The organism is Longimonas sp. (genome assembly GCF_040409695.1).
Taxonomy (GTDB): Bacteria; Bacteroidota; Rhodothermia; order Rhodothermales; family Salinibacteraceae; genus Longimonas.
The window spans coordinates 1-14,648 of record NZ_JARWGJ010000056.1 but is presented as its reverse complement, the minus strand read 5'-3'; the positions used below and the strand labels follow the sequence as shown (position 1 = coordinate 14,648).

General features: G+C 62.0%; 15 protein-coding genes. 10 read left to right on the top strand and 5 right to left on the bottom strand.

Going from position 1 to position 14,648, the window contains the following annotated elements; all coding sequences use genetic code 11:
- Together PPP56_RS03235 and PPP56_RS03230 are read left to right on the top strand one after the other, a co-directional pair.
- Nucleotides 1-525: MazG family protein (locus PPP56_RS03235; protein WP_353562598.1), on the top strand; the 525-nt coding region annotated here is incomplete at its 5' end.
- A 4-nt stretch (nt 526-529) separates the two neighbouring features.
- Nucleotides 530-1,621: a type III polyketide synthase gene (locus tag PPP56_RS03230; RefSeq protein ID WP_353562597.1), complete on the top strand. Its 1,092-nt coding sequence runs from the start codon at nt 530-532 to the stop codon at nt 1,619-1,621.
- A 34-nt stretch (nt 1,622-1,655) separates the two neighbouring features.
- On the opposite strand, the gene PPP56_RS03225 is transcribed toward PPP56_RS03230, so the two are convergent.
- From PPP56_RS03225 to PPP56_RS03215, 3 genes are all read right to left on the bottom strand, one after another.
- On the bottom strand, nt 1,656-2,045 hold the full coding sequence (locus PPP56_RS03225; RefSeq protein WP_353562596.1) for a type II toxin-antitoxin system death-on-curing family toxin: 390 nt from the start codon (nt 2,043-2,045) through the stop codon (nt 1,656-1,658).
- Nucleotides 2,046-2,054: 9 nt separating this feature from the next.
- Entirely contained in the window at nt 2,055-2,276 is a 222-nt protein-coding gene (locus PPP56_RS03220; protein WP_353562595.1) for an AbrB/MazE/SpoVT family DNA-binding domain-containing protein, read from the bottom strand.
- Between the two features lie 316 nt (nt 2,277-2,592).
- Nucleotides 2,593-3,108, bottom strand: a complete 516-nt coding sequence (locus PPP56_RS03215) for a Uma2 family endonuclease (RefSeq protein WP_353562594.1) — start codon at nt 3,106-3,108, stop codon at nt 2,593-2,595.
- Nucleotides 3,109-3,280: 172 nt separating this feature from the next.
- On the opposite strand from PPP56_RS03215, the gene PPP56_RS03210 reads away from it, so the two are divergent.
- The 3 genes from PPP56_RS03210 (at nt 3,281) to PPP56_RS03200 (ending at nt 6,457) form a co-directional block, all read left to right on the top strand.
- Nucleotides 3,281-4,462, top strand: a complete 1,182-nt coding sequence (locus PPP56_RS03210; RefSeq protein WP_353562593.1) for an aminotransferase class V-fold PLP-dependent enzyme — start codon at nt 3,281-3,283, stop codon at nt 4,460-4,462.
- Nucleotides 4,455-5,552: an RluA family pseudouridine synthase gene (locus tag PPP56_RS03205; RefSeq protein WP_353562592.1), complete on the top strand. Its 1,098-nt coding sequence runs from the start codon at nt 4,455-4,457 to the stop codon at nt 5,550-5,552. Before PPP56_RS03210 ends, PPP56_RS03205 begins: the two co-directional genes overlap by 8 nt.
- 170 nt (nt 5,553-5,722) lie before the next feature.
- Nucleotides 5,723-6,457, top strand: a complete 735-nt coding sequence (locus PPP56_RS03200; protein WP_353562591.1) for an SIMPL domain-containing protein — start codon at nt 5,723-5,725, stop codon at nt 6,455-6,457.
- Between the two features lie 159 nt (nt 6,458-6,616).
- On the opposite strand, the gene PPP56_RS03195 is transcribed toward PPP56_RS03200, so the two are convergent.
- Together PPP56_RS03195 and PPP56_RS03190 are read right to left on the bottom strand one after the other, a co-directional pair.
- Nucleotides 6,617-7,495: a phosphodiester glycosidase family protein gene (locus PPP56_RS03195; protein ID WP_353562590.1), complete on the bottom strand. Its 879-nt coding sequence runs from the start codon at nt 7,493-7,495 to the stop codon at nt 6,617-6,619.
- A 3-nt stretch (nt 7,496-7,498) separates the two neighbouring features.
- Nucleotides 7,499-8,920, bottom strand: a complete 1,422-nt coding sequence (locus tag PPP56_RS03190; protein WP_353562589.1) for an LptF/LptG family permease — start codon at nt 8,918-8,920, stop codon at nt 7,499-7,501.
- Between the two features lie 378 nt (nt 8,921-9,298).
- Here PPP56_RS03190 and PPP56_RS03185 point away from each other — a divergent pair, with 378 nt between their 5' ends.
- The 5 genes from PPP56_RS03185 (at nt 9,299) to PPP56_RS03165 (ending at nt 14,346) form a co-directional block, all read left to right on the top strand.
- Nucleotides 9,299-9,958 carry an MBL fold metallo-hydrolase gene (locus tag PPP56_RS03185; protein WP_353562588.1) on the top strand — a complete coding sequence of 220 codons (660 nt, stop codon included), beginning with the start codon at nt 9,299-9,301 and terminating at the stop codon, nt 9,956-9,958.
- Nucleotides 9,959-10,000: 42 nt separating this feature from the next.
- The gene (locus PPP56_RS03180) at nt 10,001-10,951 is read left to right on the top strand and encodes a hypothetical protein (protein WP_353562587.1); all 951 of its coding nucleotides are present in this window, start codon (nt 10,001-10,003) and stop codon (nt 10,949-10,951) included.
- A gap of 70 nt (nt 10,952-11,021) precedes the next feature.
- Entirely contained in the window at nt 11,022-11,555 is a 534-nt protein-coding gene (locus tag PPP56_RS03175; RefSeq protein ID WP_353562586.1) for a hypothetical protein, read from the top strand.
- 302 nt (nt 11,556-11,857) lie between these two features.
- A complete protein-coding gene (metK, locus tag PPP56_RS03170; RefSeq protein WP_353562585.1) occupies nt 11,858-13,024 on the top strand; it encodes a methionine adenosyltransferase in 1,167 nt (388 codons plus the stop codon).
- A 77-nt stretch (nt 13,025-13,101) separates the two neighbouring features.
- A complete protein-coding gene (locus PPP56_RS03165) occupies nt 13,102-14,346 on the top strand; it encodes a S1C family serine protease (protein ID WP_353562584.1) in 1,245 nt (414 codons plus the stop codon).
- Nucleotides 14,347-14,648: the final 302 nt, after the last annotated feature.

Below are 14,648 nucleotides of genomic sequence, written 5' to 3'. Positions count from 1 at the left end.
CATGTGTTTGGAGATGTGGATACCGACGATCCCGATGAGGTGCTTGCCAACTGGGAGCGCATCAAGCAGCAGGAGTCCGACAACGGAGCGACAGATGCCCCGCTTAAGTCGGCGCTCAACGGGGTGCCTGCGCAGCTTCCCTCGCTCCTACGCGCCTTTCGGATGCAGGAGAAAGCCGCAGGGGTAGGATTCGACTTTCCGGATGCAGCGACCACCTGGGCCAAAGTCGAAGAGGAACTGGCCGAGTTTCGGGAGGCCGACGCGTCTGATGATGCCAAGGCCCGGGCACAGGAGTTTGGCGATCTGCTTTTCGCCCTGGTGAATTATGGACGACAGGTTGGAATAAACCCGGAAAACGCACTGCGCGGCACGAACGCCCGCTTCTTGGAGCGCTTCCAGTACATTGAATCGAAACTCCACGAATCCGACCGATCGTGGGACGACATCTCGCTTGAAGACGCCGATGCGCTCTGGGATGAAGCCAAGCAGCGCCTCGCCTCTGATCCTCCACTTAACATGCAGTAATGCTATGCCCACGGTGCTCGACACCATTGCCACGGCCACGCCCCCGACGCGCGAGCCGCAGCCTCAGGCTGCTGCCTTCATGCAGCGCATCACATCGCTGCCCGAGCGATTGCGCGCCCGTATCCCGGCCATCTACCGGGGTACAGCCATCGACCAGCGCCACTCGGCCATTGCCGACTTTGCCAAAGACGACCCGGATGACTTCACGTTCTTCCCGCCTACATGGTCGCTCGAACCGGCGCCCTCTACGTCCGATCGCAATGCCAAGTACCGCGAGGCGATCTTGCCGCTCACGCAGCGCGCCGCCCGGCAGGCCCTCGCACAGTCGGATACCGACGCCGAAGACATCACCCACGTCATTGGCGTAAGCTGCACCGGGTTTTTTGCACCGGGATTCGACATCCATCTCGTAAAAGAACTGGGACTGCCGCCCACCACACAGCGTACCTTTATCGGATTCATGGGCTGCTACGCGGCGTTCAATGCGCTGCGCGTAGCCCACAGCTTCTGCCAGTCGCAGCCCGATGCGCGCGTGCTCATCGTCTGTGCCGAGCTGTGTACGCTTCACTTTCAGGTGGATGGTGCGCTCGAAACAGCGGTCGTAAACGCGCTCTTCGCCGACGGGTGCGCAGCAGCCATCGTTTCCCAGCGCGATACCGTTCCTGAAGGCGCGCTTGAGTACGTCGACTCGCACACCACGATGGACGACGACTCGATGGATCACATGACATGGGACATCGGCGACACGGGTTTCCAGATGGGGCTCTCCTCGCGCGTGCCCCGCGTCATTGCTGAGCACCTGCCCGACTACGTAGATGCGCTCGTCCCCAACGAAGCCACCGTCGATTTCTGGGCCATCCATCCCGGCGGACGCGCCATTGTGGATAAGGCGCAGGAGGTCTTGGGGCTGTCGGATGCGAAGGTGCGCGACTCGCTGCAGGTCTTGCGCAACTACGGCAACATGAGTTCGCCTACGATTCTGTTCGTCCTAAAGCGCATGCTGGAGCGCGGTCCACAAACCGGCACGCACGGCGTAGCCATGGCCTTCGGTCCGGGCCTCACGATCGAAGGCGCGCTGTGGAAATGGGGTGGGTGAGTGATGGAGGGATGGAGGGATGGATGTAGAGAGATTAACGTCTCACAGAGTTCGCCGCGATCCAGTCGGCAAGTTGATCCCGCGACACATCTTCAGTAGCAACATCTTCGGCCATCCGCACCATCTCTTGCTGGTCGGGGCTAAAGCGATGGCCGTTCCGAAAAAGGAATGCCCGAATCGCAAGTAGTCCAGCGCGCTTGTTGCCGTCTATAAACGCATGGTTTTGAATGATGGCCACACCATACGTAGCGGCTAACTCATAAATGGAAGACCCACCACCGTATGCATGCAGGTTACGCGGACGAGCCAGCGCGCTCTGAAGAAGGCCTTGATCGCGGATACCAGGCGTTCCACCAAATCGACTAATCGATTCGGCGTGGAGCGTACGCACCAGCCACTCCGAAAGCCAGATTGGTTCTTCCATCGTGTTAGGCTAGGCCAACTTGCGAAATGCATCGTCGTGCGTATCCATGAACGCCTGTGCGTCCTCCAAAGCGTCTGCTTCCTCTGGATCGTGCAACGTCAGATGCAGACCATCAGCGGTCGGCACAGCAAACAGCGTATCTCCTTCTTTTGCATCCAGCGCTTTCACGGCGTCGTCGGAGAGGATGATACCGAGCGAGTCCTCTATTTTCTTAAGTGTTAGCCGTTTCATAGCTACGACCTTTCAGGCATCAAAACGATTGCAGGAGTATGCAAAACAGGATTTGTAGGGTAGAGGTCCCATTTCTGATTGCAGATTCCAATTCAAGGAGCCTCTAATACCAGGTGCGAGACTTCGATATACACGTTAGGTTGGAGGCCGCCCGGGATATCCGCTTCGCTCCTGATCCCGGGCTAAGGATTTGCAGCCCATAGCCGGGGACCGCTTGCGTCCCCGGCGACATTAAGGCGAGTTTCGTCGCTCACCGATTGCAAACACCTGTATGATGATTCAGCGCAGATGGTATAAGAATCGCCCCCGTGCCGTGCTACTTCGGTTTAGCCTGGATGCGTTCTGGACACTCCGGCACGAGCCCAGACCGATCGATCTCCGCATCACGGTAGAACCGAATCTGCCCGTCATCGGTTACGATCCACACCTCCTCGGCACCGATAGAACGGTACAGAGCGCGCCTGTCGGCCATCTCTTCCGGCGTGTTGCCGAGACTGAGCACTTCGACGCAGATCTCAGGCGCCAACGTTGAGGGGTCGCCCGTGGCATCCATCTCGGCAAATCGCTCCGGACTCATCCAGACGACGTCGGGTACCTTGACGCCTTCTGACGTGGCAAGGGCGAACTCGGAGTAGCTTCTTCCAGTAGCGGTGTGGCGTTCCAGCAGAGCCATGATAGCAGCCTGACGCATCGAGTGGCGATTTGGCCGAGGCCGCAAAAGGAGCTGCCCGTGGGCGTTCGTCTCAACAATGTATGGCAGATCATCCAGGCTCTGGTCACTGGCCACATCGTGCCAGTAGGACTGCACGTTGGTAAGCCTCGCGGTAGCCATAGTATTTAATCATGTGGTACAAGAGGGAACAGTGATTCATACGTCCTTTACCAGCCAAGGTTGGCGCTGGGGAGCGCGGACGTCAGATCGCCGGACGTCGCGACTGAACCCGCCTCCGGCTGTGGCAGTACGGATGGGCAGCCCAAATTGCCACACGTTCCGATGTTCTGCAATGCCTACATCTGCACTCGATCCTCCCGTGCCGCCTGGCGATGTCGATGCGCTGCGCCGCCACTTTCCGCATACGGACGACCGCATCTACCTGAACCACGCCGCTACGAGCCCGCTAAGCCGGGCCGTTACGGAGGCGATGCAGACCCACCTGAAGCAGCGGCAGGGCGCCGCGCGCACCGCGCAGATTGATGACTTCGAGTCGCTGCTGAGTGTAATCGAGGACACCCGGTCGCAGGTCGCCGATCTGCTTCAGGCGGATACGGAGCGCGTTGATTTTGCGCCGAACACGTCGTCAGCACTCAACCTGCTGGCCGACGGACTCGACTGGCGGCCGGGCGATCGCGTTGCGGTGCCCGACTGCGAGTTTCCGACCAACGTCTTTCCATTCAAGAAGCTGGAAGCCCAGGGCGTGGCGCTTGACTTCATTCCCACGGAGCGCGGCACGTTCACTGTAGACGACGTAGCCTGCACGCTCACGCCCGACACCCGCCTCGTGTCGGTGTCGTGGATCCAATTTTTGTCGGGCTTCCGCGCGGACCTCGAAGCCATCGGCGCGCTCTGCCATGACCGCGACATCCTCTTCTGTGTGGATGCGATTCAGGGCCTCGGGGCGTTTGCGCTGGATGTGGAGGCCGCGCACATCGATTTTCTGGCGGCGGGCACGCACAAGTGGCTGATGGGTACGCAGGGGCTGGCGGTATTTTACCTCCGCGAGGCGCTGCAAGAACAGCTCACGCCGCCCATCGGATGGCTGCACGGTCCGGTGAATTGGACGGAGCTGGATGCGTACGAGCTCGCCTTGCACGACGATGCCCGCCGCTTCCGCACCGGCACCATGAACGCACTGGGGATTGTGGCGCTGCATGCGGCGCTGACGCTGCGCGATGCCTTTGGCGGTGCCCGCGTGGCCAAGCGCACCCAGCACCTGGCGCGTCGCCTGGCAGAGGGATGTCGCGATCTTGGTCTGGATGCCTACCTGCCGCATCCTCCCGAAAGTGGAATCGTGACACTCGACGCAGACAATGCCGAATCCGTATACAAAGCCCTGGCCGACGAACGGATCATCGGGGCGTGCCGGAATGGCAAACTGCGGCTGAGTCCAGCGTACTATGTCACCGAAGCGGAGATCGACCGCACCCTCGCTGCCCTCAAACGCATCTGTACTCCCACCCATGCCTGACCCTTCGACTATCGACTGGGCCGCCCACACCAAAAGCGACGGCGATGTGGTTGAAATCCGCGTGCCCGATTCGTTTACCGCGATGCCGCGCATCGACAAGTTCTTGACGCAGTTCTTTCCGGATGCCTCGCGCACCAAAATCCAGCGTAGCATCAAAAAAGGGCATGCGAAGGTGAACGGCGCGGATGTCAAGAAGTCGTATGCGGTAGAGCCGGGCGACCGCATTGTGTGCCGCGTGATCGAGAAGCCGCCCATGGAGGCGGTGCCGCAGGATCTGCCGCTGGATGTCGTGTACGAAGACGACGACCTGCTCGTGGTGAATAAGTCTGCCGGACGCGTGGTGCATCCGGCGCCGGGCCACCGCGACGGGACGCTCGTGAACGCGCTCTTGCACCACGTACAGGGCGAGCGCATGAGCAAGGCCACGCCCGAGATGTCGGATGACGATGTGGGCCTTTCGGTAGTGAACGCGCTGCCAAGCCGCCCCGACCACCCGGTCATTCGTCCGGGCATTGTGCACCGCCTGGACAAGGGCACAACCGGGCTCTTGGTGGTGGCAAAGCACGACGTGGCGCACCGGCACCTGGCCCGGCAGTTTAAGGCCCACACCATCGACCGGCAGTACGTGGCGCTGGTGTGGGGCACGCCGCGTCCGCCCGAGGGCACGATCACCGGGGCCATTGGGCGCGATCCGCATCACCGTACGCGCATGGCGGTGGTGGCTGCCGAAGATGGGAAGTCGGCTACCACCCACTATATCGTTCAGGAAGATCTGGGCGACGTGTCGCGCGTGGCGTTTACGCTGGAGACGGGGCGTACGCACCAGATTCGGGTGCATGCGGCGCACGTCAACCACCCCATTCTGGCTGACGAGACCTACGGCGGTGCGCACATCCGCTACGGATCGCAGGGCGGCAAGCGGCGCACGTTCTTCGATCGGCTGTTCGAGACGCTTGGGCGTCCGGCCCTGCACGCCGCACATCTCGGTTTCACGCACCCGACCACCGAGGAGCGCCTCACCTTCAACGCGCCACTGCCCGACGACATGCAGGCGGTGCAGTCGCGCATTCGTGACGTACCGACTCCATAGCGAATCCATAGCGACTCCAGGTCGCAGGCACGGCTGCTGTACAAAATCGTGTACCGGCACGCATACGAAGCCGTATGTTTGATCCGTTTCTTCGGCATACACGATGGCCCTACCGGCCTATAAGATTGCCGAAGTCTGAACTCCCTTTCCACAGGCACGCACTACCATCTATGAAAGCCCGCCATATCCTTCTGCTGATTAGCCTCCTCGCGCTTGCCCTCTTGGTTCCCATCAGTGCCATGGCCCAGGCGCCCGATTCCGAGCGCACCGTTCACGTAGAGGGCGAGGCCACCGTACGCGTAGCCCCCGACAAGGCGACCGTCCGGTTTGGGGTGGTAACGCGCGCTGAAACGCCCCGTGAGGCCCGCACGCAGAACAGTGATGCCGCGAGCGCTGCGCTACAAGCCGTGCGCGAGATGGGCATCGACGAAGCGAACATCCGCATGGAGCAGCTGCAGCTACGCCCGCACCGCGTGCAGGACGAGAACAGCCGCCGCATGGTCGAAGACGGCTTCGAGGCCGTTCGTACGGTGCGTGTTGAGGTAGAAGATGTCGACCAGGTGCCCGCGCTTGTCATGCAGATCATCGAAGCGGGCGCCAACCGCCTGCAGTCGGTACAGTACGACGTGGCCGACCGCACAGCGGCCCGTAACGATGCCCTTGCCGATGCGGCCCGTAACGCCCGCGCCAAGGCAGATGTGCTTGCCACTGCGCTCGACGCACAAGTTGGTGCGGTGCACACCATCCACGAGCAGTCGTTCTCGTTCCCGCGCACCGCGCGCGTCGAAATGGCCCGCGCCGCTGTTATGCGCACCGACGCCCCCGATCCCGATCCGGAAGCATATGCCCCGGGCGAGATCGAAGTTGAGGCCCGTGTGAGCGTCGTATTCACGCTCGCGGACTAAAGAACCTGTAGTTTGGGGGACAGAGGCATGCGCGCCGTGCTGCTGCCGTGGCGGCGGCCTGCCTTACAGAGCAGGCAGCAGTGGCTACGTTGTGCTGCGCCTCGCGCGGGCGAACGCTCACCGTGCACAAAAGAAGCGACTTCTCGCGCAGCACGCTCCTCACTCTACCGGCTGTGCCCGCACGCCGACATGCGTAGCCACCGGACGCATCCCGCCCAGGCGCAGTCCCCACGGGGCCGGTTGTGTGTGGCGGGCCAGGTAGAACGTCGTTGAGCCGCCGCCGTCGAGCACGATGCCATCGCGTGCGCCGCGGTCCGCCAGGATCTGCGCTGCGGCGGCGCGGGTCACGTCTTCAAACGAAGCCATCCAGAAAAGCATCTCCTCCTGGTTAATCGCGACCATCGTATAGCGGTTGGTTTCGGTGCTGCGCTGCACGCGTCCGTGCACGGCCCCGTCGCGCAGCTCCCGTACGAGTCCGCCAATTCCCCACACGGCACGGTCGAGCACCTCGGGGCGAACGGGGCGCTCATCGGTAAGGTGGGGCACCTGGTCATCGTCGAACCAGAGCAGCCAGCTACTCGGGTTCACATGGCTCACGATGCCGTTAGAGACAGCAGTGTGGTGGCCACGTGCGGTGCTGTAGGGCCAGTATCCGATGGGGGGCGGCTCGAAGAGCGTGCCGTTTACCGCTACTGCCAGATCGTGCTGCCAGGCCATCTGCCAGGTGTAGCGCAGCCGGTACTGCTGGCCCCGGCGCAGCGCATGCGCATCCATCGGCGTCACAAAGACCTCAACGCCGGGCGCGGTAAGATCGACGCGGGCGATGTGAGCCATTCCCCGGCCCGGGTAGCCGGCGGCCTCCACGTCGAGCGCGGTGTAGTAGACTCCGGCGAAGACCTCCGTTTCAGGATACGGGGCCGTGATGCTTATCCGCCACGTGATAAGCCCCGCGAGCACGGTAAATACAACCGCCAGCACGACCCCTCTTGCAACAAGAGGAGAGCGTGCGGCATCGCGACCGGCAGACGAAGAGCACATACGCTACGTATCCCCAAAGAACGAACGGATCCATTTCCACAGGCGGGTGCGCAGGGCCGGGGTGGCGCGCAGGTCCATCACGATATAGACGACCAGCCAGAGACCGAGCGCAATCATGATGAGGTTGGCGATCCACATGCCAAACCAGGGCTCGATGGTGCCGCGGGTCGACATTTTTTCGCCCTGCACGAGCGAGACCCAGTAGAAGAGAAAGACGCCCATCGCAAAGGCCGCGCTGATGCCGAGCCCGCCCCGTCGAATGCTGAGTCCGAGAGGCGCTCCGATGAAGATAAACACCACGCAGGCCACTGCGATGGAGTACTTCTTCATGATCTCGACGCGGTAGGTGCGGATGCGTTGCTCCTTCCAGCTGGTGCCACGGTCGGTGCTGCGGAGCTGCGACTGCATGGAGCGGGCGTGCTGCAGGGCGCCATCAACCACAGTCGACATCTGGTCGGAGGGGAGGTCGCGGAGCAGGGCGGGCGCCTCGGAGGCGTGGGCCGTGGTGTCGGGCAGCGGCCATACGCCCCAGGTGGGCTGCTCATCGCGGTCGTTGTACGGACGGTGAGGCGAGGCGCGCAGGTCATCGACATCGTCTGCAACCTGCCGAGAGAGCGAGTCGGCGGCGGCCTGCAGTCCGCTAATGCGCATGGTGCGGGCCGTACGCGAGGTGCGGCGCTCCGCATCTTCGTCGGAGCGCTGAAACCCAAAGTCTGACACGTCGAGGCGCATCGTGTGCTGGGCAAAGCGAATCTTTTCGTAGCGCTCCTCGCGGTGGTCGGCGTCGCGCGGCATGGGGCGGTGCATTTCGCCATCGTAGAGCACCATCGTGATCTCGCGTCCGAGCGAGTCCGCGTCGAGTGTGCCATGCGACGCCCGGATCACGGCCTGGCGGCGGCGTCCTTCGGTGTAGTCGTAGATGGTAACGCCCTGGAGCTGGTTGGAGCCTTGCGGGCGTTCGCGCACAAGAATGCTGTAGTCGTCGATCCCGTCGTAGAACACGCCGGCCCGCAGGTCAAAGCCCGGCTGCTGCGCGCGAATGTCGCTCCACAGTATGCGAGCGCGGTGGTTGGCCTCCGGAAGCATTACGGTGTTGAAGTACATCATGAAGCCCGTCAGCACCGCCCCCACAATCAGCGCCGGCCATACCAGCTGTCCGAACGAGATGCCGGAGCTTTTCATGACCGTGTAGGCCTTCGACTCCACCAGTTGGCCAAATGCCATGAGCGCCGCCAGTAGCGTGGCCATGGGCACCGCCAGCACCACCATGTACGCCAGGTTGTAGGCAATGAGTTCGATGATGACGGTAAGAGGAATGCCCTTACCGGCAATTTCGGGCAGCCAACGGATCAGAAACTGCATCAGCAGCAGAAACATGAGCACGCCCAGCCACCCAAAGAAGGGGCCAGGGAGCTTGCTGAGCATCAACCAGTGAAGCCGGTAGAGCCTCATACTACGCGTTAACCTGTAGAGTTGAAGGACGGCAGATAGACCGCACCCGAAGGCGGGCGAAACCGGGCGCAAGACCGTTGCAGAGCGAAGCCGGTCTGTGTAGGCGGTTCGGCACATCTGTACGTATGGCCTGCAGGTCGGTTCAAGCAATGGGGACGCACACGGCGCGAATCCTCCTCTTTTTGTCGTCGTACAGCCTTCTGCGGAACCGTCTCATGCAAAACAGCGCCATACAAAACACCGCTACCCAAAATAGCTCGTGCAAGATGATTCCACTGCAGCACAGCTTCATGCAGCACAGCTTCACGTCACCTGCACCCATTGTCCTCACCCACAGCACTGCATCCTGCCATGACGATTCAGTCGTTCACGTTCAATCCGTTCATGACCAACATGTACGTCTTTCATGAGGACGGCGAGGCCGCGATTATTGACGCCTCGTGCTCATCGGCAGCGGAGTACAGCGCGGTCGAGGACTACGTACAGGGCCATGATCTGACGGTTACGCACCTGATCTTGACGCATGCGCACATCGACCATATTCTGGGCTGTGCGCACTTGGAGACGACCTACGACGAGGCCTTCTATCTGCACCCGAGCGGCGAGCCGTTTTACGCGCAGGCCGAAGAGCAGGCACAGGCCTTCGGGGTAGCCATTGAGGCGCCGGAGCGCACCACGAAGCCCCTTACGCCGGGCGACACCGTAACCGTGGGCAGCACCACGTTCCGCATCCTGCACACCCCCGGCCACTCGCCCGACTCCATCAGCCTGGTGGCGGATGCGCACGACATTGCCTTCACGGGCGACGTGCTCTTTCGTGATTCCATCGGCCGCACGCAGGGGCTGCCACAGACCTCGCAGCCGCAGCTTATGGCCTCGATCCGCGAGAAGCTGCTTCCGCTGGGCGATGACGTGACCATCTACCCCGGGCATGGCGAAGTGACCACCATCGGTCGGGAGCGCAAGCACAATCCGTTCTTGAACAACGAGGTGCCGGGTTTTGCCGGATAGCCGTGGCCCGTCGTCTACATCTGGTACGCTCTCATCCCCGACATGTCAGACCCTGTGCGCACGCTACTCACGGCACTGCTTACCGCGACCCTTCTGATAAGCACCGTGCTCATGGCCGCGTGTGCCGACGACGTGGTGGCCCCGGTCCAGGGCGTGGGCGGCGATGCGCCGGTGCTGCTTGAGCAGGTGACCTACTCGCTCAACGCGGTATCCAGTGAGGGCGCCCTCCCGCAGGGGCTCTCGGGCGAGGTGGTCTTTCAGGAGCTGGATGCATCGCGGATGCTCGTGACGGTAGCGATCGACGACACGGTCGACACGCCGCTCATCCATCCGGTGCATATCCACGAAAACGACGCTGACACGGGCGGACCCATCGCTTTCTTCCTGGGGGCGCTCGACAACAACGCGCGCGGTGCAGCCCGAAGCGTACACGTGATCGAGAAGTCGCTGGATTCACTGCTGACGTTCGACGGACATGTCAACATCCACGAGAGCAACGCGACGCGCGACACGCTGCTTGCACAGGGCGACATCGGTGCCAACGACAATGCGAGTCCGACGCTTTTTCAGCTCAACCGTGTTGCAGAGCCGCGCCACGCAGCGTATCCCCTGCAGGCGGTGCCAAACAGCAGCACGCAGGCGCCAGAGGGATTCGAGGGCACGGTGCGCTTCGAGGAGCTGACACCGTCGCAGACGCTCGTGCAGGTGCAGGTAGACGGCGGCTCGCCTGCAACCGGCGGGGCGCATCCGGTGCATCTGCGTGAGGGGGCGGCAGGCGAACATGCTGATGATTCAGCCCCAGAGGTGGTGATTGCCTATCTTGGGGCGATAGACGGCGCGCCGGAGAGTCTGGGCACGAGCTGGACGGTGGTCAACCGGAGCTACGACGAGCTTCTCGACGCAGACGCCCACGTGCGCATCCACCTGAACAACGAGGCGCTCGGTACATCTGTGAGTGCTGGCGATATTGGTGCAAATGCAGTACCCATGTAGCGATATGTGACGATATGCAGCGGCAGGGCGGCTACCTTACCCCCTGCCTCATAAACATCCCCTAAACGCCATGCGTATCGTTTCGCTCTTTCTGCTCGTGTTTCTTCTCAGCGCGTTCGTGGCTGGATGCGAAGGCCCCGTAGGACCGCCCGGTCCTCAGGGTCCGCGCGGCCCGGCCGGTGCACAGGGCGCCTTTATTCAGACTGTGGAGGTTACCTTTGACGTAGACACCGCCATCGAAGACGAAAGCGGGCTCGTGCTCTTTCAGAACTACGACTTTCCGGAGATCACGCCCAGCGTCGAAGACAATGGCTTTGTGCAGGCCTACTACCTGGCGGGCAACGACACCTGGACGGCCATGCCGTACACGTTCGGCGACGAGTCGCCCGATATTGACGCGGTCGATTATACGCTCACGCTTGGCTATGCCTGGCGCGTAGACCTCGTGCAGCTCTTCTACGAGGCCTCGGCCCCGTTTGCGCTCGACTTTGCGCAGACGCGCACCGTCAAGATCGTCGTCGCCGATGCGCAAGCCACACAGGCTCGCAGCGTCGACTGGTCTGACTACGAGAGCGTGCGGTCGCACTTCGGGTTGGAGGAGTAGCGCTACTGGTTAGCGCTGCTGGTTAGCACTCCTGATCGCTTGCAGGCGCCGCTATCCACTACAGTGCACTACCATGCAGCACCATGCATTTACAATGCACCGCATGCAGCACGGCAAAGGAAACTATGCGCCATCATGCGAAGCAGGTGGCTCAGGTTACTCAGGTACTGCATCCGGCGCTGGTGAACCCTAACCTATGGTGCTCGTTCATAGCCCGATCCGTTGCATACCGCTCTGCGTAGCGCGCTATGCAAGCCTGTTTTATCACGATCCTTTGCCCCGTTTCCTGTACCTCAACCCACATGGCTTACCTCTTTACCTCTGAATCCGTATCGGAAGGACACCCCGATAAAGTTGCCGACCAGATCTCTGATGCTGTTCTCGATTCGTTGATTGCGAACGATCCGAAAAGCCGTGTTGCCGTCGAAACGATGGTAACCACCGGACTCGTCGTACTCGCAGGCGAAGTGACCACCGAGTCGTACGTCGACGTGCGCGAAACCGCACGGCGCGTTATTCGCGACATCGGGTACACCGATCCGCGGCTTCGTTTCGACGCTGACTCGTGCGGCGTGCTTAGCAGCATTCACGAGCAGAGCAGTGATATCAGCCTCGGCGTAGATGGAAAAGAGGAGCAGGGCGCTGGCGACCAGGGCCTCATGTTTGGCTATGCCTGCCAGGAGACCAAGGAGCTGATGCCGATGGCGATCACCTACGCTCACCGGCTCATGAAAGAGCTGGCGCACATCCGTAAGGAGACCGACCAGATGCCCTACCTGCGCCCCGATAGCAAGAGCCAGGTTACCGTGGAGTACGGGGAAGACGGCATGACGCCGCGCCGCATTCACACGGTGGTGCTGTCTACGCAGCACGACGAGGGCACCAGCCAGTCGCGCATCAAAGACGACGTGCGCAACGTCTTGCTGCCCCGTGCCTTTGGCGAGCGCTACGAGGAGCTAATCGACGACGAGCTGGTGCTGCATGTGAACCCGACCGGACGATTCGTTATCGGCGGTCCCCATGGCGATGCAGGCCTGACCGGGCGCAAGATCATCGTGGATACCTATGGTGGCAAAGGCGGCCACGGCGGCGGCGCGTTCAGCGGCAAAGACCCGTCGAAGGTCGACCGAAGCGCTGCCTATGCCGCGCGCCACGTAGCCAAAAACATCGTCGGCGCCGAGCTGGCCGACGAAGCCCTCGTGCAGATTGCCTACGCCATCGGCGTAGCCGAGCCGGTCTCGATCAACGTCGACACAAACGGCACCGGAATCATTCCCGATAACCGCCTGCGCGACGCGGTCCGCGAGACGTTTGAGCTGGCGCCGTCCGCCATCATCGAGCGCCTGGAGCTGCTCAAGCCGCAGTACCAGCAAACCTCCACCTACGGACACTTTGGGCGCAACGGGTTTACGTGGGAGCGTCTCGACCACGTTGCAGCGCTCAAAGAAGCCGCCGGGCATCTGGCATAGCCGAGGCGCAGGCGCCCGCATCCGTAGTTTCTGTAGTAGTCTTTAGTAGTAGTCCCTGTAAAAGCAACACGCACGCGATGCCCCTCAACATCTGGGTTACGTTGCTCACTGCGGCGATGCTGAGTCTGGGTATGCTGGGTATAGGAGGATGCGAACGGGCGTCTTCGCCCCCATCCTCCGGCTCAGTCCCGGCAAGCACTGCCGAGGTCGAAGCGCCCCCCGCGCAGGCGACCGACACCGCCCTGTCGCATGCAGCACTCCAACCCGACACCGGGACCACTCCGGCGGCTTCCCCCTCCGTTGCCGTAGACAGCATTGCTGATACGCGCCGCAACGCCGTGACGCGCGCTGTTGAAACCGCTGCACCCGCCGTGGTAAGCATCGGCGTGCGCCGGGTGCAGCGCGTTCGCGACCCGTTCTTCAACGACCCGTTCTTCCGTCACTTCATGCAGCGCCAGCCCTACCGCGAGCGCGAGGCGCGCAGCATGGGGTCGGGCTTCGTGATGTCGCCCGACGGCTACATCGTGACAAACGAGCACGTGGTGAGCGACGCGCGCGACATCGAGGTCTACTTTCCCGATGGCGAGACCTACACCGCCGAGCTTGTTGGTAGCGACCGGCTCACCGACCTGGCCCTGCTGAAGATCGAAGCGCGCACCCTGCCGCACCTTACGTTCGACACCGACACCGCGCCCATCCCGGGCGAGTGGGTGATCGCGCTGGGCAATCCGTTTGGCCTGTTCGAGGCTGCCGAGCCGTCGGTTACCGTGGGCGTCGTTAGCGCCACCAACCGAAATCTGCAGTCGGGCCGCGACGGACGCCTCTATCGCAATATGATTCAGACTGATGCCGCCATCAACCGGGGTAATTCGGGCGGACCGCTCGTAAATGCACTTGGCAATGTGATCGGCGTGAACACAGCTATTTTCTCCGATTCGGGCGGGTCGGTGGGCATCGGGTTTGCCGTGCCGGCAGCGCGCGCCGTCGAAATCCTGAGCGAGTTGCGCGAGCGGGGCAGCGTAGACCGGTCGCACTACACCGGACTCGACCTCGTACCTGTCGATGAGCGCATCGCGCGGGCGCTCGGATTGCGGGAGGCGCGCGGGCTCGTGGTGCGTGATGTCGACCCCGGCTCACCTGCTGCCGAAGCAGGTCTGCAGGTGTACGACGTAATCCTCAACGTGGCCGGCACGCGCATTGACGGCCGTGATGACTACGTAGCGCGCGTGTTCGACTTTCGCCCCGGCGACCAGCTGCCTCTCGTCATCGAGCGCGACGGCGAGCGCATGGAAACGATGCTTACGCTTGGACGGCGCGGGTAGGCGAGCGTCAGTTCTTTTACGGATACCTCGCTGAGATGCGCAACAAATAACTTCTGGGTAGCGGGAAGATGTTAAATGATGGACATATGATTTAAATCATCGCAAGCCGCTCAAACCCCCTCTGTCTTCGAGCTTCGCCGAAGGTGTGATCCTGTGGACATCTCCCCCTTAGCTAAGGGGGAGAAACCCGACACGAGCCCGCAGGGCGACTGATGGAGCGAAGCGAAATAAGGGAGAGGGGGTTCGAACAAGACAAAACTGCGGTGCCCGATCATTCTATCATTTAGCGTTTATCCACTACC

Excerpts from the sequence above, each read along its gene's own strand:
- PPP56_RS03165 (WP_353562584.1), top strand. The coding sequence starts at position 13,102 with ATGCCCCTCAACATCTGGGTTACGTTGCTCACTGCGGCGATGCTGAGT.
- PPP56_RS03230 (WP_353562597.1), top strand. The coding sequence starts at position 530 with ATGCCCACGGTGCTCGACACCATTGCCACGGCCACGCCCCCGACGCGC.
- PPP56_RS03180 (WP_353562587.1), top strand. The coding sequence starts at position 10,001 with ATGTCAGACCCTGTGCGCACGCTACTCACGGCACTGCTTACCGCGACC.
- PPP56_RS03185 (WP_353562588.1), top strand. The coding sequence starts at position 9,299 with ATGACGATTCAGTCGTTCACGTTCAATCCGTTCATGACCAACATGTAC.
- PPP56_RS03205 (WP_353562592.1), top strand. The coding sequence starts at position 4,455 with ATGCCTGACCCTTCGACTATCGACTGGGCCGCCCACACCAAAAGCGAC.
- PPP56_RS03200 (WP_353562591.1), top strand. The coding sequence starts at position 5,723 with ATGAAAGCCCGCCATATCCTTCTGCTGATTAGCCTCCTCGCGCTTGCC.
- PPP56_RS03215 (WP_353562594.1), bottom strand. The coding sequence starts at position 3,108 with ATGGCTACCGCGAGGCTTACCAACGTGCAGTCCTACTGGCACGATGTG.
- PPP56_RS03210 (WP_353562593.1), top strand. The coding sequence starts at position 3,281 with ATGCCTACATCTGCACTCGATCCTCCCGTGCCGCCTGGCGATGTCGAT.
- PPP56_RS03225 (WP_353562596.1), bottom strand. The coding sequence starts at position 2,045 with ATGGAAGAACCAATCTGGCTTTCGGAGTGGCTGGTGCGTACGCTCCAC.
- PPP56_RS03220 (WP_353562595.1), bottom strand. The coding sequence starts at position 2,276 with ATGAAACGGCTAACACTTAAGAAAATAGAGGACTCGCTCGGTATCATC.
- metK (WP_353562585.1), top strand. The coding sequence starts at position 11,858 with ATGGCTTACCTCTTTACCTCTGAATCCGTATCGGAAGGACACCCCGAT.
- PPP56_RS03190 (WP_353562589.1), bottom strand. The coding sequence starts at position 8,920 with ATGCTCAGCAAGCTCCCTGGCCCCTTCTTTGGGTGGCTGGGCGTGCTC.
- PPP56_RS03195 (WP_353562590.1), bottom strand. The coding sequence starts at position 7,495 with ATGTGCTCTTCGTCTGCCGGTCGCGATGCCGCACGCTCTCCTCTTGTT.
- PPP56_RS03175 (WP_353562586.1), top strand. The coding sequence starts at position 11,022 with ATGCGTATCGTTTCGCTCTTTCTGCTCGTGTTTCTTCTCAGCGCGTTC.